This window comes from Bradyrhizobium sp. UFLA05-109 (assembly GCF_054185165.1).
Genome location: NZ_JBBIAR010000001.1, coordinates 58,511 through 82,177, shown reverse-complemented (window position 1 = coordinate 82,177; position 23,667 = coordinate 58,511). Strand labels below are relative to the sequence as shown.

Sequence of the window (23,667 nt, the reverse complement as noted above, 5' to 3'; positions counted from 1 at the left end):
AGCAGGTGGCGAGTGCGAGGAAGCGCGTTTTGGACGCGACCGAGGCGCTCAAGGAGGAGAAGTTCAATGCGCGCCGGCTCGAACTCGCCGAAGCAGCACTAGAGACGCTGGGCGAGCTCGGCTACGCGCGCACCTCCTTGCGCGAAATCGCGCAGAATTCAGCGTTTACGCATGGGGTCTTTCACTACTACTTCCGTGACAAGACGGACCTGATCTGCTGCTGCGTCAGCCACTACAAGGCCAAGTGCGTGACCCGCTACGATCAGGTCACTGCCAGCGCGCAAACTCGCGAAGAGCTCATGGATGGTTTCCTTACCAAGCTCGCCGAAACCCTCCGCAAGGAGGCGCGCATGCACCGACTTTGGTACGATCTGCGCGCCCAGGCGCTGTTCGAGGACGCCTTCCGCAAGGACGTCGTCGAAATCGACAAGAGCCTCGAGAACATGATCTGGCGGATCGCCTCGCGCTACGCGGAGCTCGGCGGCAAGCGCCCGGCGGTGTCTGCCGGTGTGCTCTATGCGCTATTCGACGGCTTGTTTCAAAAAGCGCTGCTCGCTCATTTATCGAACGACGCCGGCGCAATTCCCGAACTGCTGGAAGAGGTTCGGCGGCTGCTGCCAACCATTTGCTGAACGGCTTTGACTTGAGGTGGCCTGCTGACGTTGCCTGCCTCGCTCGAAATGTAGCCGGAAGATCAGGTCCGACTGAAACTTGCTGCCGGATCGTTATGGAAGGTCAGCGGGCCAGGCTCTCCAGCCCGCTGCCGTCACGTACGAACTACTTGGCGATGCAGGTATCGACAGTCTTGGCTGTGCAGACGTCGAGGCCGGTATAGGTCGGATCCTTAGGCGGAGCCTTACCTTCCTTGACGTCCTTCAGCGCAAACATGGTCTTGTAGCCCATCTCGAACGGACGCTGTCCGACCTGTCCGAGCGACAGGCCCTCCTTCATCTGGTCGATCTGAACCGGCAGCGTGTCGGCAACCACCAGAGCCAGGTCCTTGCTGGCGATCTTGCCTTTGAAGGGCGCGACCGCAGCGCGGTTAGCGTCCGGCACGAATTGTGGGAAGCCACCCGTCGGTGTGAATGCATCCAAAGTCGGGTTCTTCGCCATGGTGTCCTGGAATTGCTGCACCGACAGAGGGAAATCGTCATTGGTGTAGAGCGGACACCCGTCGATCTCCTTCCAGCCATTCTGTCCAGTCAACCTTTCCCCGGGCGATTGGGCAGACTCCTTGCCGGCGAGCGTGTCACGGATGCCCTTCATGCGCTCATTGTGGTTGGCTGCCGCGGCGCCGCCGGACTGGATGCAGATCGTGCCGCCTTTCGGCTTGATGGTCTGCACGATCTTGGCGATGTTGACGCCAATCTCGTAGTTATGGGTGCCAATATAGGCAAGGCGCAGGTCCTTGTTCTCGGGCAGCAGGTCCGAGTCCCAGGTCAGCACAGGAATGCCAGCGCTCTTAGCGGCCTGCAGCGCAACCGCCATTGCAGCCGCATTGGACGGTGACACGGCAATGCCGTCCACCTTCTTGGCGACGAGATCCTGCACGATCTGCACCTGCTCTTCGCCACCGCCATGCTCGCCGGGGCCGATATACATGCATTGGAAGGCCCCCTTGGACTCGGCTTCCGCCTTCTTGCAACCGTCACGCGCCTGGTCGAAGAACGGATTGTTCATGTTCTTGGGAACGAGCGCAAAGGTGAATTTCTGCTGCGCGCAGGCCTGTCCTCCCATGAGCGCAGAAAACGCCACGGCGGCCATCAATAGATGTTTATGCACGTTTCTCCTCCCTCTTTGTTAATTCCAAGTCTCCGACCCAATTGTCATCGGATTTTCTAACTGCGCTTCCAGGCAACCCACTCGCGGATCGTAGCAACAAGCGACGTTCCGCTCGTCTGCATGCCGAGAAGCACGGCAATGACGATGAACATGCCAACGAAGGCGCCCTGCCAGTTCGAGTCGATGCCGGCCATCAGAAGCGCGTTGCGGATCACCTCGAGGAAAGCCGACCCTATCACGGCACCGAATGCGGTTCCGTAGCCACCCATCAGGTTGGCACCGCCGATGACGGTGCCGGCGATGACTCGAAGCTCGTAGCCAGTCCCCATCGCGTTGATAGCCGAGCCGCTGTAGCCGAGGAGCAGCAGCGAGGCGATCGAGGCCGTGAAAGACGAAAACACGTACGCCTGGAACTTGATCCAGTCGACTGACACGCCAGTCAGCCGCGCGGCGCTCTCGTTGGAGCCGATCGCATAGAGGTGACGCGCCCACGCGGTAAAGACGAAGACGGCACCGAGGATGAGAGCAAGGATCACCATCACCCAAAAGTGGGAGGAGAATTCTGGCATCCAGTGCGGCGCCCAGCCGGCTGGCGCATGAAGTGGCCATTTCGACTGGCCGATTGCCCTGACGATCGGCGCGTCCGGACCAAACTTGTACAACATCTGGTTCCCAGAGATCACGACGGCAAGCGAGCGCGCGATCGACAACATACCGAGCGTCACGACAAAGGACGGCATGCCAATATAGGCAACGAAGAAGCCGTTGAAGGCTCCGCAGGCCAGTCCCGCCAAGAGTCCGGCCAAGAAGGCGACGTACCAGGAATATTGCCAGGTCAGCAGCAGCCCGGTGACAATGGCAACGAGCCCCATCACCGAGCCAACGGACAAATCGATCCCCCCCGTGATGATGACCACAGTCATGCCGAGGCTCATGATCGCAAGCGGAGCGAAGTTGCGCGTGATGTTCGTCACGTTGTCGGCTGTGCCGAAGGTCGGCTCCAACCAGGTCATGAAGACCACCAGAGCAAGGAGTGCGGCAGCCACCCAGAATGCCTGACTGGTCATGACGCGATGAAAGGCGCCCTGCTCGCGGATGTTGACGATATCGCTAATTGCGGCGTGTGTTTCTTCTATCACTTTGGCAGAACTAGGCTTCACGGATCGCCCCCGTAATCAGGCCGGTGATCTGCTCCGGCGAGGTCATCGCGGTTTCCTTGTCGGCCACTTTTGAGCCACGCCGGAGCACGATGATGCGATCGCAGACGGTAAACACGTCGGGCATGCGGTGACTGATCAGCATCACCGATACTCCGCGAGATTTCAGCCGGCGGATGAGCTCAAGCACTTCGGCTACCTGTCGCACGGAAATGGCCGCGGTCGGCTCGTCCATCAGGACGAGCTTGGCATTGGACAGCCGAGCCCGGGCTATCGCAACAGCCTGCCGCTGCCCCCCTGACATCTTCTTCACGAGATCCCGCGGCCGCGTTTCCGATTTTAGCTCGTCAAAGAGCTCCCCGGCGCGCCTGATCATCGACTGCTTGTCGAGGATGCGGAACGGCCAGAAGCCTCTTTTGATTTCGCGTCCGAGGAAAACGTTCTCCGTGGCCGTGAGATTGTCGGCCAGCGCGAGCTCCTGATAGACAACTTCGATGCCCTCAGCCCTGGCCTCGATCGGCCGGTGGAAATGGCATGCCTTACCATCAACGACAATGCCGCCTTCGGTCGGCGGGAAGTTTCCGGCAATCAGTTTCACCATGGTCGATTTGCCGGCGCCGTTGTCGCCCATCAGGCCGACCACCTCGCCTGCATCGACCGAAAAGCTGACGTCGTGCAGTGCCCGAATAGCACCGAAGCTCTTCGAGATGCTTCGCACATCAAGTAAAGCCACGCGTTCCCTCCATCGTGCGGTGGCAGCTCTATCCGGCCGCTTCACCTCCCCGATCTGCGCAATTAATATTGCACAAGCGGCAATCTCGCAACGTCTATTTCATGCGGCGGGCGGCGCCCTTACATCGACATTCATTGCGGCTCGATCAGAAAGGGTGGAAATTGGGAGTGTGAGAGACCACGTCCTGCTTGCTCGGCGCGATGCCATACCCGCGCCCGCACCTTGCCGAGAAAAGCCTCTAACCCCGGGATTGCTCAGAGCGGCGCTTCCGGATGCGGTGACGTATCGTAGGCGCCCCAGATACTTTGATCGAAGTTGATCGTGGCTCCCGTCATCATTCCGGACTCATCGCAGGACAGGAACGCAACGGCGCGCGCAACCTCGATGGGATCGAGCAATCGGCCGAAGGGCTGCCGCCCGGCGACCTCCTCGAGCCACTCCGCAGACCGGCCATGGTAGACCTGCTGCGTGTTGAATTCGCCTTCCGAGGCCATCCAGCCAATATTGAGACCGTTCACGCGGATGCGGTTGCGCAGCAGCGCATGGGCCGTATTTCGCGTCAGCGTGTCGAGCGCGCCTTTCGATGCGCAATAGGCCGCAATGAAGGATTGGCCACCCATCGCAGACATTGAAGAGACGTTCACGATCGTGCCCTGCACTTTATCGCGGCGCATGAGCTTGATCGTGTTCTGCATCAAGAAAAAGGGCGCACGCGTATTGACCGCGAATATCTTGTCAAAAAGTTCGGGGCTTGTATCAATGATGGTGCCGCGGCTTGTGTCACCAGCGGCGTTCACCAGAGCGTCGACGCGCCCGAACACCCTGTCCGCCTCAGCCACGACTTTGGCGCAATCCTCGACCTTTGTGAGGTCAGCGCGGACAAATAGCACTTCTGTGCCAGTGGCTGCGGCGATCTCGTTGGCCTTTGCCCGCCCCTTCGTCTCGTCACGACCGCATGTTACGATGCCCTTTGCGCCGCGCTCGGCGAAGAGTTTGGCGATGGCGGCACCGAGACCCTGGGTACCGCCGGTGACAATCGCGATCTTTCCGTGCATCGAGGTCATGCAAGCTCTCCAACGATAGGTACGGGCGCTCTCAGTCGCTCTCTTTGGCTCTGGGTTGCGAGGCCTTGCGTAGCTTGACCCTATTGCTGCTCGACGCCCGCATCCACGTCCCATTCAATGTCATGCGATACCGCCAACCTCGACCTTCTTGCCGGTCCTGGCAGACTCGATGGCAGCCTCCGCGAGCATGAGCGCGCGGTAACCGTCGTCGAAAGTCGCTTGGGTCGGCCGACCATCGCGAACGGCGGCAATGAATGCCGCGATCTCGGCTTCGTAGGCCTCTGCGTAGCGCTCGATAAAGAAGTTGAGGTAAGGCTCGGCCGCATTAGTCGTGGTCGCGCTGTAGAACTTCAGCTCATGCGCCTTCTTGTTGTCGGAGATGACCATCCCCTCGCTGCCAAACAGCTCGATCCGCTGATCATAGCCAAAGCTTGCGCGTCGAGAATTACTGATATGGCACAGCTTTCCATCAGCAGTGCGCATGACCACCATGATGGAGTCGAAGTCGCCAAAATCAGATCCAATGGTGGGATCAACAAGCGCGCTCCCGGTCGCGAAGACCTCGGTCGGCTCATCGTTCAGCATGAAACGCGCCACGTCAAAATCGTGGATCGTCATGTCACGGAAAATACCGCCCGAGACCGCAGTGTAAGCTCGGGGCGGCATCCCGGGATCGCGCGATGTGATAACGACCTGCTCAAGTTTTCCGATCTTGCCGGCGGCGCAAGCGTCGCGCGCAGCGCGGTGCCCCGGATCGAAGCGGCGATTGAAGCCAATCTGGATTGGTACGTTGCAGCCCTCAATGGCCTTGCGGCATGCTCGTACCCGATCGAGACTGAGATCGATCGGCTTCTCACACAAGATCGCCTTGCCGGCTTTTGCCGCAAGCTCGATCAGATCGGCATGGGTCGCAGTCGACGTCGCAATCAGAACCGCATCGGCCTTATCGATCGCATCTTCCGCACTTGTGGCTACCCTGCAGCCATTCGCTCTGGCGACCGCCTCAGCAGCAATTGTGTTCGGATCGAATGCTATCTCCAGGCGTGCCCCGTCCGCCTTCGCAAGATTCCGGGCATGCAAGACACCAATGCGCCCGCACCCGAGCAATGCGAATTTGATCGCCACCATTTCCTCCCGCCGACGGATGTTCGATTTGCTTGCAAGAGTTATTGCAGATATGCAAAACTGTCAATAATTGTTCGCCGATGCTATCGATGATTCCGCTCCGCTGCCAAAGGATGGTGATGCGAGGTGCGTAAGGGGTCTTTAACCCGTCCGTCAAACGGCCAGGCTGTATTGCCGGATACTTGACTTACAGAGATGCCTTGGCACTGCCGGCTCTTGGGGAGGAAGCGTTCCGAACGAGAGCGGAGTTGTCGGCATCCGCACCCGATGAAACCAATTGTGAGAGCACCTTAGATGCAGGACGTGAAGACACCGGAAGACTACGAGGAGTTGATCCGTGTCATCCACGATCGCTACGATGACATGAGCAAATCCTATCAAAAGATAGCCGTTTATCTGACCCAGAACCCGAATGATGTCGCGGTCCTGTCGGTAAACGCCATCGCCGATCGCTGCGGCATCCATGCGTCGAGCTTCGTGCGCTTCGCTCAGTCACTTCGCTATGAAGGTTTCAAGGAGCTTCAGGCGTTGTTTCAACGGCGCTTGTCAACAGCCGCCCCGGGCTTCGAGGCGCGTATTAAAGCTCTTGAAATCGAGTTGGGCGCTCGCGCCGATCGTAGCGAAGTTGGTTTCCTGCGCGACCTGGTCGTCCGCGACATTGCTTCCCTTCAGGACATGCTCGCGGACATTTCCCCAAAAGCGCTCTCGGAAGCGGTGAGCCTGCTTGAGAGAGCCGACTCGGTTTTTCTGATCGGGCAACTGCGTTCAGCGCCTGTAGTTGAGTTCCTTCGCTACATATTGACCATGCTGGGCAAACGTTGCGTGTTGCTCGACGCAGGCGGCGGACTTGCTACGCACATCGCGCGTACGATCCGCAAGAAGGACGTACTCGTTGCGGTGTCGTTTCGATTCTATGCAAACGAGGTCGTCAACGTTGTGGAGGAAGCCGGGCGCAATGGCGTTCCCATCATTGCGATGTCGGATAGCACACTGTCGCCTCTGGCCAAGAGCGCCCGTGTTCTGTTCTCTGTTCCAGAGCATGAATACACGTTTTCCCGTTCACTCGCAGCTCCGATGTGCCTTGCGCAGGCGTTGACCGTAGCGCTGGCAGCGAGACTACAGAAAAACGACGTCAATCCGCGGATTCCAACGGTTACCGGTAAGTAGAATGGCTCGAGCTGGCGCTCTCAGTCGCACGAACGGCGCGCAGCGACCTCGGGCTGCCGTAGCTTGAACCGACAGGCAGTAGCGCCTCAGAAGACCAGTCGTCGATCGGTTACAGGAGTAACTCGCACCATGTCGGGCGTTGGATGGCGGACACGTGGACGGGATGTGATGGTTTGCGGTTGTCCGGTCAGGGCGGCCGTCTCAATTGCGACAAGTGCGCGCAAGTCCGCCAACCCTTCCTCGCCATCAGCCTCGGGCGGCGTTCCAGCCTTGATGCAATCTGAAAAATATTCGACCTGCGCGCCAAAATGGTCGATTTGCGGAAACTGGGTTTCGCGGACCTCGCCGTCGCGGCGCAGACGTAGTCTTGTTGCAGTCTCGAATCTGAATCCTGGATCGAGTTCGATATCGCCAGCCGTTCCAACCACGCGGTAACTGTCGACAGCGGCTGCCCCGAAGCTGGCGACGAATTGTGCCAGCCCGCCCGAAGGGAAGCGCAGCAAAGCCGCGACCGACGCTTCCACCTCGCGAAAACGCGGGTCATCGTTCGGTCGGTGCACCATCGCCATGGCTTCAATCGGCTCTTCTGCAAAAACATGTCGAGCCGCATTGACGCAGTAAACCCCGACGTCCTGGAGCGGTCCACCCCAACTCGTAGCTTTCAGTCTGTGGTTCCCTGCCGCTGCCTGGAAACTGAAAACCGATTGAAAGAAGAGCGGTCGGCCGATCGCGTCCTTGCGGATGTGTTCGAGGACGGCGACAGTTCCGGGTTCGTTGTGGAGCCTGTAGGCGGTCATCAGAAACACGCCAGCCTCGCGCGCAGCGGCGATCATGGCGAGTGCATCTTGTTCGTTGGTAGCCAGCGGCTTCTCGACCAAGACGTGCTTGCCGGCGCGTGCTGCCCGAACTGCGTAGTCGGCATGCAAATGGTTGGGCAGAGCAATATACACCGCGTCGACATCAGAGCCCCTCAAAAGGGCATCGTATCCATCATAGTCGACGATCTGGCCAACACCGTGGAAATCCGCCAGTCGCGCGGCCTTGTCCCGATCGCCGGTCACGATCGCCGTAACCCTTGAGTTTGTGGACTGTCCGACTCCCGGCAGAAAGGCTTGTTGCGAGATCCACCCTGCGCCGACAACTGCATACTTGATCATCGTTTCCTCTCCGACTCGCGTTGGATCGCATGAGACGCTGTCGATTTCCGTCCGGCCTCGTTCGATCCGTCAGTCATATAGCGAGGGACGTGGCCCATATCTGAGGGAGGCCAAGCCATTTCCGGCGAGGGCCTCGGCGACTTGCTCCGCAATGGCCGAGGCGACATAGCCGTCCCATGCGCTCGCGCCGACCGAAGTGCCAGCTTTGACGGCGCTGACCCAATCGGCCATCTGCCTGCGGTACGCCTCTTCGAACCTCGGCACCCAGTTGTCGGGATACGAATGACCGCCGGCTCTGTCTCTGTTCAATAGCGTCAACGATGCCGGAACCAGCGATATCGTGCCTTGCCGACTGACCAGTTCAGCATGGACGTGATAGCCATAGCTGGCGTTCACGAAAACCTCAGTCGAAACAATCTCGTCTTTGTCGGTCTTCATCGTGACCATGACGGGCTCGCCGCCGGGCCCTGCCTCCACGCGCGCAGAAACCATCTCCGATCCAAGTAGCCAGCGGCTGACGTCGATTTCGTGAACGAAGGAATTCGTAATGGCCATCGCACCGGTGAACCACTCCGGCGCGCGAACGTTTCGATGCACGTTGTGCAACAACACCGGTCCGCCCAGTTCACCGGTATCTTTGACGCGCTTGATCTCCCGATAGCCAGGGTCAAACCGGCGCATGTATCCGACCTGGATGAGTCTGCGACCCACAGCGACTTCGGCCTGCACCACGTCTAGGGCATCCGCTGCTGAAGACGCCAAGGGCTTTTCGCAGAGAACGGGTTTCCCTGCCTCGATACAGGCGAGTGTTAGCGCCGCATGTGTGACATCGGGAGATGCAATCACTATCGCGTCGATCTGCCCCGACGCGATCAGCGATTGAGGATCCGAAAAGACGGTTGCTCCAGAGGCCACTGCCTGCGCCCGAGCCGCGTCGGCATCAAAAATGCCGGCAAGATGAGCACCGGGGGTCTCGCGTCGGAGTATCCGAGCATGCTCGGCGCCCATTACACCTGTCCCGATGACTCCTATCCCGATGCTCATTTCACCTCCACAACCCGCCAAATGATCCGCCGGGCCAGGGCGAGCCCTAAGCGCTTCGTCGAGTACGGCGACACCCGATCCATGCGGTTCATTGCACGACGTCGTATCCGGCCGACGCCATCAAACGCATCAGTTCCGCGTGGCCTTTCTTGGCCATTTCGAGCGGGGGACTCATCTTCGGATCCTGCTCCGCCTCGACGACGAACCACCCCTCGTAGCCGTAGGACGCGAGGCGGGCGATGATCGTGGCGAAGTCGAGCGAACCGTCGCCCGGCACGGTGAACGCCCCTTTCACCACCGCGTCGAGGAAGCTCTCCCGTTTCCGGTCGAGCTTGTCGATGACGCTGCTGCGGACGTCTTTGGTATGCACATGGCTGATGCGCGAATGATGTTTGTCGATGACACGCAAAACGTTGCCGCCGGCAAACGCCATGTGACCGGCATCGAACAACAGCGGTAGTGCTTCACCAGAATTCGCCATGAGCAGGTCGAGTTCCGCCTCGGTCTCGATCGCCGCAGCCATGTGGTGATGATAGGTGATCGGCATTCCCTGCCCGGCGCACCACTCGGCGAAATCCGTCATCTTGCGTCCATAGGCCTTCATCTCGTCGTCCGAGAGCCTAGGTTTGGTAGCGAGCGGCGCGGAGCGAATGCCCTGGATCGAACGCGCAGTCTCGCCGTAGACGATGCAGGGCGCTTTCGCTGCAATGAAAAAATCCATCTGGGCGCGAATGCGGTCCTTTTCCCGCTCGATGTCACCATCGAGCAGAAGGCCAGAGAACCAGCCGCCGCACACGGAGATGCCAAACCGGGCGAGTATCGGTCCGAGTTCTCCCATATTCATGGGGAAGCGCCGCCCGGTCTCCATTCCCGTAAAGCCGGCGACGCTCGCCTGACGCAAGCACTCCTCAAGACTCACGTCATCAGACAGTTCGGCAAGATCGTCGTTCCACCAGGCAATGGGGGCAATTCCAAGCTTCGCTTTCATGGCTCGTCACACTCCGATGCGCTGCTTCGCGCGGATCTCGTCTTGCTGCTTGCGCGCGCTTCGAACCGTCTCGCGCGAAGATACTTGGGGCACGCCGACGTCCCAGTCGGCATCGCCAGGGACCCACGAATAGGCGTCCGAGGCGATCGAAAGCACGGTGGTGCGGTCGTTGCCTTTGGCCCATTCGAGCGCGGCAACGAGGTCGGCAAGGCTTTCGCAACGTCGTGCAGCCGCCCCCATGGACTCGGCGTGCTTGGCAAAATCAACGTGATGAGGATTGTCGCGATTCTGAACGCGACAATCAGTCAACAAATTGTTGAAGCCTGGCACGCCTTTGAATTGCTGCAACCGGTTGATCACGGCGAACCCGCCATTGTCGCAGACCACAACGATCATCTTGTGACCGGTCAAAACCGTCGAGTAGATGTCCGAGTTCATCATCAAGTAGGTGCCGTCACCAACCATCACGATTGGCGTGCCGCCGAGTCCGCCAGGCCCGGAATTGGCCATAGCGTGGCCCCAACCGGCCGCGAGCTCGTAACCCATGCAAGAGAATCCGAACTCAAGGTCGAAGGTATTCGGCGCCTTGACGCGCCAGCCTTTTGCCACTTCGCCAGGCAGGCCCCCGGCGGCTGAAATCAAGGTATCTCTCTCGCCAGCGGACGCATTGACTGCCTGGACTATCTGCGCGTAGGTCGGCACCGGAGCGTTGCTGGGGGCCTGCAACGACTCGAGCAGCGCGTCCCATTCCCTGAAGAGCATCTGAGCACGCGTCATGTGGGCGGGTTCGACACGCCACGCGCCGAGCGCCGCATCGAGTTCCTCGATCGTCTCCCGCGCGTCGCCTACCACCGCCAGCGCACGGTGCTTCACCGCATCGAATCTGGCCGCGTTGATCGAGATGAAACGCGCGTCCGGGCGGAAGGCGGTCCATGATCCTGTCGTGAAATCCTGTAGGCGCGTACCCACCGCAAGGATAACGTCGGCTTCGGCTGCGAGCGCATTCGCCGACGTTGAGCCGATAATTCCAATCGGCCCTGCATGCGCCGGGTGGTTGTGGGTCACGGCGCCCTTGCCGGCGACCGTCTCCACGATAGGAATTCCGTGCTTGACCGCAAAATCCGCGACGACATTTCCTGCCAGCGAGTAGCGCACGCCGCCGCCAGAAATGATGATCGGCTTCTTCGCGGTCTTGAGCAGCGCGGCTGCTTCTGCGAGTTTCTGACGATCGGGGCGCGGACGCGAAATGGTCCAGGTTCGAGACTCGAAAAAGACCTCAGGGTAGTCGAAGGCTACCTCCTGCGTGTCCTGTGGTAGCGCGAGAAAGGCCGGGCCGCAGTCAGCCGGATCGAGCATGGCGGCTACTGCCTGCGGCAGCGAAGAAATGATCTGCGCGGGATGAGTGATCCGATCCCAGTAGCGCGTCACCGGCTTGAAAGCGTCGTTCACGGTGACGGTCGGATCCCCAAAATGTTCGACCTGCTGAAGAACTGGATCCGGGAGACGGTTGGTGAACGTATCGCCAGCAATGAGAAGGAGAGGCAGGCGATTTGCGTGAGCTGTTCCTGCCGCCGTCACCATGTTCAGGGCGCCGGGGCCAATCGACGACGTCGCTACCATGATTTGCCGCCGAAGCTTGGCCTTGGCGAAGCCGATAGCCGCCAACGCCATCGACTGCTCGTTCTGTCCGCGCCAGGTCGGCAGACGATCCTGCACCGCCTCAAGGGCCTCGGACAGGCAGGTCACGTTCCCATGACCAAAAATGCCGAAGATGCCGGCGAACAAGGGCACGCGAACTCCGTCGATTTCGGTGAACTGTTGAGTCAGCCATCGCACCAGGGCCTGGGCCATGGTGAGTCGGATTGTGGCGCCGGTCATGTTGTCTCCTCCCTCGCCGGTTTGTAACGAACATAACCTCCTGCATTGAATATTGACAATAGCATTTTTCCGCAACAATTATTGCCGACGACGTCTCCCCATTCAGAACGTGCTCGATTTTTTCGCAGGTGGCCTCAACACCGACCTCATCGCGAACAGGGAAATCCGACATGACCAAACCGAAGCTTCGCATCGGCCTCATCGGTAGCGGATTCATGGGTAAGACCCACGCTTTCGGTTACTCCATCGCCGCGCGTGTGTTCGACCTTCCTTTCGAGCTGGAACTGCATACGATCGCGGATATTAGCGAGGAGGCAGCCGCGAAAGCAGCCTCGGCGCTGGGCTTCGCGCGCGCGACCTCCGACTGGCACTCGCTCGTGGCGGATCCAGCTATCGACGTCGTGAACATCACCACGCCAAACGCGCTCCACAAGGAAATGGCGTTGGTCGCGATTGCTGCTGGCAAACATGTGTATTGCGAAAAGCCGCTGGCGCCGCTTGCGACAGACTCCCGCGAAATGGCCGAGGCCGCCGAAGCGGCCGGAATAAAGACGCAAGTCGGTTTCAATTATCTTTGCAACCCCATGCTGGGCCTCGCACGCGATATGATCGCTGCGGGAGAACTCGGCGAGATACGCGGCTACCGCGGGGTCCACGCCGAAGACTACATGGCCGACAATGCCGGTGCGTTCACCTTCCGGCATGACCCGGCGGGCGGCGGAGCACTGGCGGACATTGGCAGCCACGCACTAGCCACCGCCGAATTCCTGTTGGGTCCTGCCGCCGGACCGATCATCCGCGTCATGGGTGATTGCGTCACGATGATCAAGGAACGTCCAGATGGCAAAGGCGGCCGGAGGCGCGTCGAAGTCGATGATATTGGCAGAGCTTTCCTTCGTTTCGCGAGCGGCGCCTCCGGCTCGATCGAGGCGAATTGGATTGCGACAGGACGGAAGATGCAGCACGACTTCGAGGTCTGTGGAAGCAAAGGCGCCCTCGCCTTCAGCCAGGAACGATTCAACGAGTTGCATTTCTTTTCGACCGACGACGACCGTGGCCGTCAGGGATTCCGCCGGATCGAGGCAGGTCCTGATCATCGGCCATACGGCCTGTTCTGCGTTGCGCCGGGCCACCAGCTTGGCTTCAACGACCTGAAGGCGATCGAAGCCGCGGGCTACCTGGACGCAATTGCCGGACGTCGATCGGAACCATTCAACTTCCGCGCTGGCCTGCGCATTCAAACGCTGGTCGAGACCATCCACGCATCAAGTCGCGCCGGAGCGTGGAAGGACGTTCCCTGAGCATTCGCCTTTGACAATCGAATCGCAATGAGATCCCGGAGCGACGTCAAGCCGCGACCGGGGTGCGCCCGCGCTCGAAGACGAAGTCACGGTACCCCGCCTGCGCGACGGCGGCGCAGTACTCCCGGTACTTTGGAAATCCGCCCGTGAAGAGCGTGAGCCCGAGCGGCTTGTCTTTCACGTTGGCGCCGAGGTACCAAGTCTTCGCCTTGTTGAGCAGCGAGCGCTGCGCGATCCTGACGACGAGCTCCATCCATCCATCCTCCGCGACTTTGGTCGGCTCGACGGTGGCGAGGCCGTGATCGGCCATGTGCGTGATCAGGTTCGCAATCCAGTCGACGTCGTTCTCGCTGATCCTGACGATGTTGGCCAGCGCAGCCGGGCCGTTCGGCCCCGTGGTCATGAACAGGTTCGGGAAACCGTCCATCATCAGGCCGAGATAGGACCTCGCACCGTGCTTCCATTTATCGTTGACCTTGCCGCCGCCGCGGCCGACGACGTCGAAGGCCGTCAGCGCTCCGGTGAGCCCATCATAGCCGGTCGCGAGAATCAGCATGTCGAGCTCGGTTTCGCCCGTCGCGGTCAGCACGCCCTTCTCTGTAATCTCGAGAATCGGTTCGGCGACGCAATCCATCAAGTGGACATTGGGCAGATTGAACGTCTCGTAGTATTCGGTGTCGAGGCATGGCCGGCGGGCGAAGATGGGATAGCCGCGCGGCTTGAGCTTTTCTGCCGTGACGGGATCCTTGACGACCTCGCCGACCTTACCACGCACAAACTCGGCGACATGCTCGTTGGCCTCTTCGTTACTCAGCAGATCTGTGAAAGTCCCGAGCATTGCGAGACCGCCGGCCTTCCAGGCGTCTTCCATCAGCTCCCGACGTCGCACCGGCGTCACGCTGAAAAATGCGCGGGTGGTCCAAGGGCGCACGCCGCCGTTTGGACTGTTGCGGGCAGCGTCACGAAGGCCCGCGTAATTGCGCTTGACCTCGGCGACGTAGTCCGGCTCCAGCTTCTGGTTGCGCATGGGCATGCTGAAACTTGGCGTGCGCTGGAAGACGAAGAGCTCGCCGGCCTTCCGGCCAACTTCCTGGACGATCTGGATGCCGCTCGATCCCGTGCCGATCACGCCGACACGCTTGCCGGCGAAGCTCACCGGATGGTGCGGCCACTTGCCGGCACGCAGCAGCTCGCCCTTGTAGCGCGCGATGCCCGAGATCTGCGGATCCATGGGGACCGACAGCGGTCCGGTGGCCATCACACAGTAGGTTGCCTCGACCGTTTCGCCACGATCAGTCGTGATCTTCCAGAGCTTGCGCGTCTCGTCCCAGACGGCGCTGGTGACGCGCGTGTTGAATTGATAGTGCTTGCGTAGATCGAGCCGGTCGGCCACGAAGTTGAAATAGGCGAGAAGTTCCGGCTGGGCCGCGAACTCCTCTGACCACGTCCATTCCTGCTCGATCTCTGGGGAGAACGAATAGCTGTAGTCAACGCTCGGAAGATCGACCCGCGCGCCCGGGTAGCGATTCCAATACCACACGCCCCCGACGTCGCCGCCGGCCTCGAATGCCGCGAGCTTGAGGCCCATTTCCCGGAATTTGTACACGGCGTACAAGCCGCCGAAACCGGCGCCCACGACGACGATGTCCAGGCGTTGTGCACCCATCTCAGAGCTGCTCATCTCGGGCATTTCCTCGCTTGCATCATTGACCTTAGCTGGAGCGGCGATTGACGATCTGCCGCGTGGGAAGCCGCCTGCACTCGACCGTCGCCTTGCCTGAAAACCATCTCATGAGTTCTGCAGCACAACTACCGCTTTGACGGCGTGTCGGTTCAGTTTCACATCTATGAAAGAGAAGGAGCGCGTGATGAGACCTGTACGGGGGTGTCGAAGGTCCAGCCTGCCGAGATGCATCGGCCATCACCGCACGCTGGCCTGTCATCAATCGCTCGTGGTGCTCGCATCACCAGCGTCGCCGAACGCGGTCCAGCCGCCGTCGACATAGAGGATCGACCCGTTGATGTAGGACGCCTCTGCTGACGCCAGGAAATAAGCTGCGTTCGCGACTTCTGCCGGTTCGCCGAAGCGGCCGATCGGAACGCGGCGCCGGATCCGCGCACCGTCAATGCGGCCCGACGCCCGCAATGCGGCCACGCCCGGCGTGTTGATATAGCCCGGCGCAATGGTGGCCGTACGCAGCCCGGCAGGACCAAGTTCAGCCGCCATACATCGCGTCAGAATGTCGATGGCCGCCTTCGAGGCGCCGTAGGCGTGGCGCGGCGCGAACGGCAGGAACGTATTGATCGAGCCGAGATTGAGAATGACGCCGCCGCCACTCATCAGCCTGATCGCCTCGCGGGCGCAGAGAAATGCGCCAACGACATTCACCTCCAACACCCTGTCGATATCCGCCGCAGACTGATCGAGCGCCGGCACGAAACCATCTGCCACCGCCGCATCATTGACCAGCACGTCGATGCGACCAAAGCGCTGCCTGATCGCAGCAAACATCGCCAGCACGTCCTGCTCCGACGAGACATCGAGGGCGAAAGCCATGTGTCTCGTGCCGAGCGCGCACACCAGGTTTTCGGCGCGATCACCATCCTTGTCCGCGACGACCACGGTGTCGCCGCCGGAGGCAAATCGCCGAGCGATCGCCTCGCCGATACCGTTGGCTCCGCCGGTCACCACCACGATGCGCTCGCGCGACGACGGCTCGGGCTTCGCCAGTTCGACGTCCGGTGTCCCGGTGACCGCTGGATGCGCATCGCCCGGCTGATTGAAGGATTGCCAGCCGCCATCGACGGCCAGAACCGCGCCCGTCACATAGCCTGCCTCCGACGAAGCGAGAAAGCGCGCCACAGCCGCGATCTCGTCCGGCCGTGCCATGCGCCCGAGCGGAATGCGCCGCCGAACCAGATCGAGATTCGTCTTGCCTGAGCGCTCAAGCTCCGCGACCATGGGAGTGCTGACATAGCCTGGCGCAATCGCCACGACGCGAATGCCATGCTTTGCCCATTCGCAGGCAAGCGATCGAGTTGCCGAGATCAATCCTGCCTTGGACGCCGCATAGGCGTTGCGCTTCGGATTGCCGAGCACGCCCGCCAGCGACGCAACGTTCACGATGACACCGCCGAGCCCCATCATTCGCCTCGCCACCTCGCCCGCAAGCACGAAGGGGCCGCGCAGGTTGACGCTCAACGCCTTGCGAAACGAGGCAACGTCAGTGTCGACAGTCGCTGCCATGGTTGGTCCAAGTGCCGCGTTATTGACGAGGACGTCGACCCGTCCAAATCGCTGTTCGATCGCGGCGACGAGACCCACGACCTCGTCTTCGGAAGCCACATCGCAGTGGAATGCCGCATGTCCGCCGCCGAGCGAAGCCGTGACGTCGACGACGTCGGTGTACGGCAAATCGACGGCCGCAATGATGTCGCCGTCCCGGTGGAAGGCTTCGAGCAGCGCCCGGCCGACACCGCCAGCCGCTCCGGTGATGACGACGACGCGCTTTGGCTTTTCCATCTAATCCCCCTTTGCCGCGATGGCGTCGTCCTACGTACGGCGCGCCTCGGCCAGAATTTCATGGATGGGATCGTTCGGGTGCGGCGCGCCAATCGGCAGGCGCTGGCCAAAACGCACCTCCTCGCTCTCGGTGGGCACCGCCTGCTCCTCGACCCAATCAAACGCCACGATGCGCCGCGCCACGCGCCACTCGCCGCCGCGCTTCTCGAAAAGATCGCAATAGCGCCCGGCTATGAGAAACTGCCGCACGATCCCGTCATTGCCTGGACCACGCTGCAGGGCAAGAAAATAGGTCTCGACCGCGGCACGCGCCGGGCCGACGAGCTCAATCAAGATGTTGCCTACCTGATGGACGTTGCGCGCGCCGCTCTTGAACACCTCGCGAGCCCAGAGAAAGAAGCCCTCGACCGGTCCGGAATAGACGCCGTGCCGATCGGTCGCGTCGGGCCAATAGGAGCTGCGCAGCGTGGCTTCGTCGGCCCGGTCGATGCCCCGGCAATAGCGGTAGATGCAATCGCGGATCGCCTCACGGTCCAGAAACTCGGTCAGCTTTAATTCGTCGGCCATATGCCCACCTTCTTAGCAACCAGCCGTCAATCGCGGGACGCGGCGTTGCATGGCACCATCAATGCGTCCAGCGGTATGACGCCCTCGCCGCGCGGCATCACCAGAACCGGGTTGAGGTCGATGCTTTCAATCACGTCGGCATTGGTTGCCGCGAATTGCGAAAGCCGCGACAGCATCTCTGCCAGCGCATCGACGTCGGCCGGCGGCGCGCCGCGCACGCCATCCAGCACGGCAAAGCCTCGAATCTCGCGGATCATCCGCTGCGCCTCAGCGACGTCGAACGGCGCAACGCGGAAGGTCACGTCCTTGAGCACCTCGACGAAGACGCCGCCGAGCCCGAACATCACCACGGGACCGAACGACGGATCCCGCACCACGCCGACAATGGTCTCTACGCCTCCCCTGATCATCGGTGAGACGATGACGCCATCGATCCGCGCGTCGGGCCGCCTGTCACGGGCACGGGATAGGATGGTGCGGGCGGCATCGCGGGCCTGCGCCTCGTCGCGCGGACCGACGATCACTCCACCGATCTCGGTCTTGTGCGCGATGTCCGGCGAGGAGATCTTCACCACCACCGGAAAGCCGATCGCCGCGGCGGCTGCCCCGGCATCCTCATCCGGTCGCACCAGCGCTTCCTTCGGAAAGGCAACCCCCGCCGCCTGCAACAGCGATTTCGCTTCGTGCTCGCTGAGCGCCCCACCCGGCAGCGTGATACGCGACGCGGCGGTCGGTGCCGTGCGGACCTGCTTCGCCGCGTCGAAGCTGCGGCGAAACCACACCAGCGCCGCCAACGCGTTCACCAGCGCCGAGCCATCCTCGAAGATCAGGAAGCCCTCGCCCTCATAGGCGCGGACGATCTCCGGTGGCGCGGACATCGACAGCGCAAGGATCCGACCTTGATGTCCGGCCGTCGCACTCCGCAGCGCCTGGCGCAGCGAGGCCGAAAAGGTCGGGCTCGCCGGTCCACTGCCGAAAATGCCGGCAAAAAGGTGATAGCTCCCCTTCTCCAGCATCGCGGCAATGTAGCTCGTCATCAGCGGGAGATCGGTGAGCGCCTGCGCCGTGGCGTCGACCGGATTGCGCGGCGATGCGTAGGGCAGCATCGCCTTCAGCTCGCCCTGTGCCGCCTCGGGCATTGGCGCGACGTCGAGCCCGCATGCCGATGCGTCGTCGGCCATCTGAATGCCGAAGCCGCCGGACAGCGTGAAGATGCCGAACCTGTTGCCGGCGGGATAAAGCCCCCGCGCGCAGGCATAGCTCACGTCGAGGTGCTCGGCGGTGGTCCGCGCGCGATAGGCACCATATTGCCGCAACACCGCATCGAACACGGCATCCGATCCCGCCAGCGCCGCGGTGTGCGAGCTCACCGCCTGCGCGCCAACATCGGAGCGACCGACCTTCAGGCAGACGATGGCCTTTTCCTTCGCCCGCGCAACCTCCAGTGCCTCGATGAACGTATCGCGATCGCGAATGCCTTCCGCATAGGCCATCACGACCTTGACGTCGGGCTGGTCGATGACCCAACGCAGCGCTTCCGCGACGTCGATATCGCACTCGTTCCCGGTGGTGATCCATTGCCCGATGCCGAGGCCGCGCTGGCGCGCCAGGTGGGCAATGTGGGAGCCGTAAGCTCCGCTTTGCGAGACGACGGCGACCGGACCTGGCTCGACGAATGCAGCATCGAGGATCGCCGAGAATGTTCCGTAGTAGCCGATGCCGGCGTTGAACAGTCCAAGGCAATTCGGGCCGAGCACGCGCATGCCGCTCTCGCGGGCAATGCCGGCGATCTGGTCCTGCGCGAGACGTCCCTGCTCGCTTGCCTCGGCAAAGCCGGCTGAGAACACCACGGCCGCCTTGACCTTGCGATCCGCGCAGTCTCTCAGCGCCTGCACCACGCCCTGCGCCGGCACTGCGAGGATCGCGACGTCCGGCACCTCCGGAAGCGTTGCCACCGAGTCGTAGGACCTGATGCCCTGGACGGTGTCCCGCTTAGGATTGACCGGATAGACCGCGCCCTGGAAACCGCCCTCGCGCAGATAGCGCAAGGGGCGTCCGCCAATGCGCGCAACATCATCAGATGCGCCGATCAGGGCGATGGATCGCGGCTTGAAGAGAGGATCGAGCGAGGCTGGATGATGGCGTATCAAGGCATATTCTCAACTGGCAGGAATTGACGGAAGTCCGAATTGCGCCTCGGGCAAGCCGGTCACGCCGAGGCCGTCGATCGCGAACAGAAAGCCTCCGTCCGGGTGTCGCGAGACGGCGCGTCCCGATCCTGAATCCTTGATCGACGTCACATAGAGCGTCGACAGATCGGATCCGCCGAAGGCCACCGACGAGGGCAAGTCGATCGGCGCGTCGATGAGACGATCAAGCCCCCCTTGCGGGGTGAAGCGCGCAATCTTGCCCACCTGCACGAGCGCAACCCAGAGGCAGCCATCGCAATCGACCGTCGCCCCGTCAGGTCCCGACTGATATGGCCCGGTGTCGATGACGATCCGCGGCTCCGGATCGAACGCATCGCCGGGCTCGTACCGATAGGCGCGGATCGCCCGATCGAGGCTGTCGGCGAAGTACATGGTGCGGCCGTCGGGGCTGAGGCAGAGCGCATTCGAAATGCGAATGTCGCCGGCGAGCACTGTGTGCGCACCGGTGGCGTCGATGCGAAAGAGCTGCCCCAGCGGCTCGGCGTGGACGCCCATGGTACCGCAGAGAAACCGTCCCCAACGATCGACTTTGCCGTCATTGAAACGCACGCGCGGATCGCGTGGTTCGGGCTGGAATAGCGCCGTCAGCTCGCTTGAGCCGAGATCGAGCCGGTAGATGCCGTCCGCGAGCGCGACAATCAACCCATCGCCTTTGGCCAGCCCAACCGAGCCGACCATGGACGGCACGTCCCAGTGCCGCGCGATCCCGCGCTCGGGTTCATAGCCGTGGATTCGGCGCGAGACGCCATCGACCCAATAGAGCCGCTGTTGCGTGACATCCCAGACCGGGCTTTCGCCAAGCTGTGCAGCCGTCGTCGATATCCTGCTTACTTGCAGCGCCATCACGGAACTTCCGGCTAAGTCTCGTCTCGTGTCATCTCGCGAAGTTGGGGGGTGCGAGAGGGTGACGGGCCGGTCAAGCCGGCCGGTCACTGCGCTTATTGCGTCTTCAGGAGATCGCAGGCGCTCTCCGCCGCCGGCCGCCAGGCGTCATCGGCTGGAATTGTGTCGGTGATCTCGTAGTAGTCATAAGGATACTTCGACTCGGCCGACGTCTTGATGCGGGCACCATAAAGCGGCCGCATCACCTGTCCGTCCGCACGAATGCCGACGTTCTTCATCTCGAAATCATTGATGGGTGTGATCTTCATTTGTCGCATCACCGCCTCGCCGTCGTCGGTCTGCGTCGCGGCGATCGCCTTGAGATAGTGCGTGACGGCGCTGTAAGTGCTTGCCTGCGCCTCGTTCGGGACCCGGCCATTGAACGCCGCCTGGTAGCGCTTAGCGAAGGCGCGCGTCTCGTCGGTCATGTCCCAGTAGAAGGGCGTCGTCAGGCGCACGTTCTGCAGCGGCTGCAGGCCGATGCTATGTGTCTGATTGATCATCAATCCCAGCGGGGCAAGCTGCTGCTTCTGTGTGAGCCCGAATTCCTGAGCCTGCTTCATGGCATTGGCGAAGTCCGAACCCGAATTTGCCAGCGCGATGACCTTCGCTCCGCTCGATTGGGCCGTCAGCAGGAACGAGGAGAAGTCCGAAGAATTGAGCGGATGCAGGACGGAACCCACGACTTTGCCGCCATCGGCCTTGATGAAGTTCGTGGTGTCAGCCTGCCAGGCCTTGCCGAAGGAGTAGTCGACGGTGACAAAGAACCAGGTATCCAGCCCCCGTGCCAGCAGCGATTTCACCGTCGCCTTCGGCAGCGCATAGGTGTCCATCGTCCATTGCGTCGTCATCGGCGAACATTTTTCGTTGGTGAAAACCGAGGCCGCCGTTCCCGCCAGGAGATAGGGCTTCTTCCGGTTCCTCATGACGTCCTGCACGCCGAGCGCGATCGAGGACGCCGAGCATCCGACGATCGCATCCACGCCTTCATTGTCCAGCCAGCGCAGCGCAATGGAAACGCCGATGTCCGGCTTGTTCTGGTCGTCGGCCACGACGAGCTCGACCTTCTTGCCGTTGACGGCACCACCGAAGTCGCTGATCGCAAGTCGCGCGGCGACAACCGAACCCGGCCCGCAATTGTCTGAATAGGGACCGGTCTGGTCGTTCATGACGCCAATCTTGACGACGTCCCCGGAAATCCCCTGCGCCACGACCGGTGCAGCGCCAGATGATATTGCACCCAACAGGATCGCCACAGCGGCGACATAGGCAACCGACACTCTCATGTGCTTCCTCCTCCCTCTGCCCGCGGAGTTTTCTTGTTGTGGCGGGCGCCCAATGAACGGTTGATGCGCGCTCAAGAGAACGCGTAGGTAATTCCTCCATCGACGAACAACATGTCGCCGGTGATGAAGCTCGCCTCGTCGCTCGCAAGAAATACTGCTGCATTCGCCACGTCGCGTGGCTCGCCGAGGCGTCCGATCGGCACACGCGCGCGCCGTCGCTCCCACGCCTCCTCGCTAACGACGAGATTGGCGCCATCGGTCGGCGTCGGCCCAGGCGCGATCGCATTCACGCGGATTCCGCGCGGACCGAACTCGGCCGCAGCGGAGCGCGTTGCGCCCGCCACCGCGGCCTTCACCGCGCTGTACATCACGCCATTCACCATCGCGAGCACAGCCGACGGTGACCCGATATTCACGATGGCTCCGCCGCCGGCCGCAGTCATTGGTGCAAGAACCGCCTGATAGCCCCAGATCACGCCCTTCAGGCCGACATCGATCATCCGGCCGACCATCTCCTCAGTCTGCTGCTCCAGCGGTCCGTAACGATTCCACATCGCGTTGTTGACCAGGATGGTCGGCGGACCAAACGCCTCGACAAGACGATCGACCGCAGCAAAGACATGGGCCCGCACGCCAGCATTGCCCACGATCGCAATAGCCTTGCCGCCATCTGCGACGATTGCGCGTGCCGCAGCTTCAGCCACGTCCACCTTCAGGTCGAGCACTCCGACCGCCGCGCCCTCGCGCGCGAACGCTTCCGCAATGGCGCGGCCGATGCCTCGCCCCCCGCCCGTGACGAGCGCCACGCGCCCCTGCAACCTGCCGCTTCCCACGACGTCCTCCACCTCGGCCAATGTTTCGCCCTCTTGGCCTTGACTGGAGGCACCTTGTCATGCGCAGTTGGGGCAAACAAAATATAATTCATATGTGAAGCCGACTTTCACATCCGTGAATTTCTAGCGGCGATGGGGACGCGAAACATGCAAGCGCCGGCAACGAAATCCGCGGCGATGCCGGGTGGACCATCCACCGTGAAGTCAGCGCTGCGGGCACTCGAGATTCTACAATTCTTCATGAACGTTCGACAGCCGCGCGCGATGTCCGAGATCGGGCTCGCGCTCGGCTATCCGCCGTCGAGCACGACCGTTCTGCTCAAGACACTCGTCAGCATGGGATATCTGAATTACGACCGACGCATGCGCGTCTACTTCCCGACACCCAAGGTGACATCGCTGGGCGATTGGATTCCGCGAGCTCTGTTCGGCAACAGCCGAACGCTCGAAGCCATGCACGATGTCCACGCGGCCACCGGCGAAACAGTTTCGATCGGAACAACGAACGACGTCTACCTGCAATACGTCAAGATCGTGCAATCGATCCACCCGCTTCGCTTTCACGTCGACGAGGGGACGCTGCGCCCACTGACTCAATCGGCACTGGGCTGGCTCTTGATGTCCACGATGTCGGACGAGAAGGTCGACAACATCATTCGCCGTGCGAACATCGCCACGCCCAACGCATCGGATCGCGTGAAGCTGCTCGACATGATGACTCGCATTCGACAGATCCGCGGCAAGGGATATTGCTCTGCCGAAGACATTCCCATTCAGGGCGGCGCGACGATCTGCGTCCTGCTGCCCGTGACGATCCAGAATCAGCCCATGGTCATCGGCCTCGGCGGCGCCGCCGAGCGGATCCGTCAGAACTTCAATCGCTACCTCGCCGTCCTGCAGCGGGCGGCGAAGTCGGTCAAGGTGGACGATCCCCTCGACAAGCAGATCGACATCGCCTTCTGACGCAGCA

At 61.5% G+C, this 23,667-nt stretch carries 20 protein-coding genes; 4 read left to right on the top strand and 16 right to left on the bottom strand.

Annotated features, from left to right (window positions below; all coding sequences use genetic code 11):
• The first annotated feature begins 29 nt into the window (after positions 1 to 29).
• Positions 30 to 632 carry a TetR/AcrR family transcriptional regulator gene (locus Q3C01_RS00380; RefSeq protein WP_458142973.1) on the top strand — a complete coding sequence of 201 codons (603 nt, stop codon included), beginning with the start codon at positions 30 to 32 and terminating at the stop codon, positions 630 to 632.
• A gap of 145 nt (positions 633 to 777) precedes the next feature.
• Here the strand turns inward: Q3C01_RS00380 and Q3C01_RS00375 are convergent, their stop codons facing one another.
• The 5 genes from Q3C01_RS00375 to iolG all read right to left on the bottom strand — a co-directional run bounded on the left by Q3C01_RS00375 (position 778) and on the right by iolG (position 5,864).
• Positions 778 to 1,782 carry a substrate-binding domain-containing protein gene (locus Q3C01_RS00375; protein WP_458142971.1) on the bottom strand — a complete coding sequence of 335 codons (1,005 nt, stop codon included), beginning with the start codon at positions 1,780 to 1,782 and terminating at the stop codon, positions 778 to 780.
• A gap of 56 nt (positions 1,783 to 1,838) precedes the next feature.
• Complete coding sequence (locus Q3C01_RS00370; RefSeq protein WP_458142969.1) at positions 1,839 to 2,942, bottom strand: ABC transporter permease; 1,104 nt, start codon at positions 2,940 to 2,942, stop codon at positions 1,839 to 1,841.
• The gene (locus tag Q3C01_RS00365) at positions 2,932 to 3,672 is read right to left on the bottom strand and encodes an ATP-binding cassette domain-containing protein (protein WP_458142968.1); all 741 of its coding nucleotides are present in this window, start codon (positions 3,670 to 3,672) and stop codon (positions 2,932 to 2,934) included. The genes Q3C01_RS00370 and Q3C01_RS00365 overlap by 11 nt, the downstream gene beginning before the upstream one ends.
• Positions 3,673 to 3,926: 254 nt before the next feature.
• Positions 3,927 to 4,736, bottom strand: coding sequence for an SDR family oxidoreductase (locus Q3C01_RS00360; RefSeq protein ID WP_458142966.1), 810 nt, complete (start codon positions 4,734 to 4,736; stop codon positions 3,927 to 3,929).
• 120 nt (positions 4,737 to 4,856) lie between these two features.
• Positions 4,857 to 5,864, bottom strand: coding sequence for an inositol 2-dehydrogenase (gene iolG / locus Q3C01_RS00355; protein WP_458142964.1), 1,008 nt, complete (start codon positions 5,862 to 5,864; stop codon positions 4,857 to 4,859).
• A 291-nt stretch (positions 5,865 to 6,155) separates the two neighbouring features.
• On the opposite strand from iolG, the gene Q3C01_RS00350 reads away from it, so the two are divergent.
• Positions 6,156 to 7,028 (top strand): MurR/RpiR family transcriptional regulator, encoded by an 873-nt coding sequence (locus Q3C01_RS00350; RefSeq protein ID WP_458142963.1) that lies wholly within the window; start codon positions 6,156 to 6,158, stop codon positions 7,026 to 7,028.
• 86 nt (positions 7,029 to 7,114) lie between these two features.
• Here Q3C01_RS00350 and Q3C01_RS00345 read toward each other — a convergent pair whose 3' ends face one another.
• The 4 genes from Q3C01_RS00345 to iolD all read right to left on the bottom strand — a co-directional run bounded on the left by Q3C01_RS00345 (position 7,115) and on the right by iolD (position 12,095).
• Positions 7,115 to 8,185, bottom strand: a complete 1,071-nt coding sequence (locus Q3C01_RS00345) for a Gfo/Idh/MocA family protein (RefSeq protein WP_458142961.1) — start codon at positions 8,183 to 8,185, stop codon at positions 7,115 to 7,117.
• 69 nt (positions 8,186 to 8,254) lie between these two features.
• Complete coding sequence (locus tag Q3C01_RS00340) at positions 8,255 to 9,229, bottom strand: Gfo/Idh/MocA family protein (RefSeq protein WP_458142959.1); 975 nt, start codon at positions 9,227 to 9,229, stop codon at positions 8,255 to 8,257.
• Positions 9,230 to 9,317: 88 nt separating this feature from the next.
• Positions 9,318 to 10,217, bottom strand: a complete 900-nt coding sequence (iolE, locus tag Q3C01_RS00335; RefSeq protein WP_458142957.1) for a myo-inosose-2 dehydratase — start codon at positions 10,215 to 10,217, stop codon at positions 9,318 to 9,320.
• A 6-nt stretch (positions 10,218 to 10,223) separates the two neighbouring features.
• Positions 10,224 to 12,095 carry a 3D-(3,5/4)-trihydroxycyclohexane-1,2-dione acylhydrolase (decyclizing) gene (gene iolD, locus Q3C01_RS00330; protein ID WP_458142956.1) on the bottom strand — a complete coding sequence of 624 codons (1,872 nt, stop codon included), beginning with the start codon at positions 12,093 to 12,095 and terminating at the stop codon, positions 10,224 to 10,226.
• Between the two features lie 170 nt (positions 12,096 to 12,265).
• Here iolD and Q3C01_RS00325 point away from each other — a divergent pair, with 170 nt between their 5' ends.
• Positions 12,266 to 13,396 (top strand): Gfo/Idh/MocA family protein, encoded by a 1,131-nt coding sequence (locus Q3C01_RS00325; protein ID WP_458142954.1) that lies wholly within the window; start codon positions 12,266 to 12,268, stop codon positions 13,394 to 13,396.
• 46 nt (positions 13,397 to 13,442) lie between these two features.
• Here the strand turns inward: Q3C01_RS00325 and Q3C01_RS00320 are convergent, their stop codons facing one another.
• The 7 genes from Q3C01_RS00320 to Q3C01_RS00290 all read right to left on the bottom strand — a co-directional run bounded on the left by Q3C01_RS00320 (position 13,443) and on the right by Q3C01_RS00290 (position 22,709).
• Complete coding sequence (locus Q3C01_RS00320) at positions 13,443 to 15,077, bottom strand: flavin-containing monooxygenase (RefSeq protein ID WP_458142953.1); 1,635 nt, start codon at positions 15,075 to 15,077, stop codon at positions 13,443 to 13,445.
• A gap of 261 nt (positions 15,078 to 15,338) precedes the next feature.
• The gene (locus Q3C01_RS00315; protein ID WP_458142951.1) at positions 15,339 to 16,919 is read right to left on the bottom strand and encodes a glucose 1-dehydrogenase; all 1,581 of its coding nucleotides are present in this window, start codon (positions 16,917 to 16,919) and stop codon (positions 15,339 to 15,341) included.
• Between the two features lie 30 nt (positions 16,920 to 16,949).
• The gene (locus Q3C01_RS00310) at positions 16,950 to 17,486 is read right to left on the bottom strand and encodes a nuclear transport factor 2 family protein (protein WP_458142949.1); all 537 of its coding nucleotides are present in this window, start codon (positions 17,484 to 17,486) and stop codon (positions 16,950 to 16,952) included.
• Between the two features lie 26 nt (positions 17,487 to 17,512).
• Positions 17,513 to 19,636, bottom strand: coding sequence for an acetate--CoA ligase family protein (locus Q3C01_RS00305; RefSeq protein ID WP_458142947.1), 2,124 nt, complete (start codon positions 19,634 to 19,636; stop codon positions 17,513 to 17,515).
• Between the two features lie 9 nt (positions 19,637 to 19,645).
• Positions 19,646 to 20,539, bottom strand: coding sequence for an SMP-30/gluconolactonase/LRE family protein (locus tag Q3C01_RS00300; protein ID WP_458142946.1), 894 nt, complete (start codon positions 20,537 to 20,539; stop codon positions 19,646 to 19,648).
• Positions 20,540 to 20,634: 95 nt separating this feature from the next.
• Positions 20,635 to 21,864 (bottom strand): ABC transporter substrate-binding protein, encoded by a 1,230-nt coding sequence (locus Q3C01_RS00295; RefSeq protein WP_458142944.1) that lies wholly within the window; start codon positions 21,862 to 21,864, stop codon positions 20,635 to 20,637.
• Positions 21,865 to 21,935: 71 nt separating this feature from the next.
• Positions 21,936 to 22,709: an SDR family NAD(P)-dependent oxidoreductase gene (locus tag Q3C01_RS00290; protein WP_458143201.1), complete on the bottom strand. Its 774-nt coding sequence runs from the start codon at positions 22,707 to 22,709 to the stop codon at positions 21,936 to 21,938.
• 135 nt (positions 22,710 to 22,844) lie between these two features.
• Between Q3C01_RS00290 and Q3C01_RS00285 the strand changes: the two genes are divergently transcribed.
• Positions 22,845 to 23,660, top strand: a complete 816-nt coding sequence (locus tag Q3C01_RS00285; RefSeq protein ID WP_458142942.1) for an IclR family transcriptional regulator — start codon at positions 22,845 to 22,847, stop codon at positions 23,658 to 23,660.
• The last annotated feature ends 7 nt before the right edge of the window (positions 23,661 to 23,667 follow it).

Coding starts and splice junctions, on each gene's coding strand:
- Q3C01_RS00285 (WP_458142942.1), top strand. CDS start 22,845: ATGCAAGCGCCGGCAACGAAATCCGCGGCGATGCCGGGTGGACCATCC.
- Q3C01_RS00295 (WP_458142944.1), bottom strand. CDS start 21,864: ATGAGAGTGTCGGTTGCCTATGTCGCCGCTGTGGCGATCCTGTTGGGT.
- iolD (WP_458142956.1), bottom strand. CDS start 12,095: ATGACCGGCGCCACAATCCGACTCACCATGGCCCAGGCCCTGGTGCGA.
- Q3C01_RS00325 (WP_458142954.1), top strand. CDS start 12,266: ATGACCAAACCGAAGCTTCGCATCGGCCTCATCGGTAGCGGATTCATG.
- iolE (WP_458142957.1), bottom strand. CDS start 10,217: ATGAAAGCGAAGCTTGGAATTGCCCCCATTGCCTGGTGGAACGACGAT.
- Q3C01_RS00300 (WP_458142946.1), bottom strand. CDS start 20,539: ATGGCGCTGCAAGTAAGCAGGATATCGACGACGGCTGCACAGCTTGGC.
- Q3C01_RS00350 (WP_458142963.1), top strand. CDS start 6,156: ATGCAGGACGTGAAGACACCGGAAGACTACGAGGAGTTGATCCGTGTC.
- Q3C01_RS00340 (WP_458142959.1), bottom strand. CDS start 9,229: ATGAGCATCGGGATAGGAGTCATCGGGACAGGTGTAATGGGCGCCGAG.
- Q3C01_RS00360 (WP_458142966.1), bottom strand. CDS start 4,736: ATGACCTCGATGCACGGAAAGATCGCGATTGTCACCGGCGGTACCCAG.
- Q3C01_RS00310 (WP_458142949.1), bottom strand. CDS start 17,486: ATGGCCGACGAATTAAAGCTGACCGAGTTTCTGGACCGTGAGGCGATC.
- Q3C01_RS00315 (WP_458142951.1), bottom strand. CDS start 16,919: ATGGAAAAGCCAAAGCGCGTCGTCGTCATCACCGGAGCGGCTGGCGGT.
- iolG (WP_458142964.1), bottom strand. CDS start 5,864: ATGGTGGCGATCAAATTCGCATTGCTCGGGTGCGGGCGCATTGGTGTC.
- Q3C01_RS00320 (WP_458142953.1), bottom strand. CDS start 15,077: ATGAGCAGCTCTGAGATGGGTGCACAACGCCTGGACATCGTCGTCGTG.
- Q3C01_RS00345 (WP_458142961.1), bottom strand. CDS start 8,185: ATGATCAAGTATGCAGTTGTCGGCGCAGGGTGGATCTCGCAACAAGCC.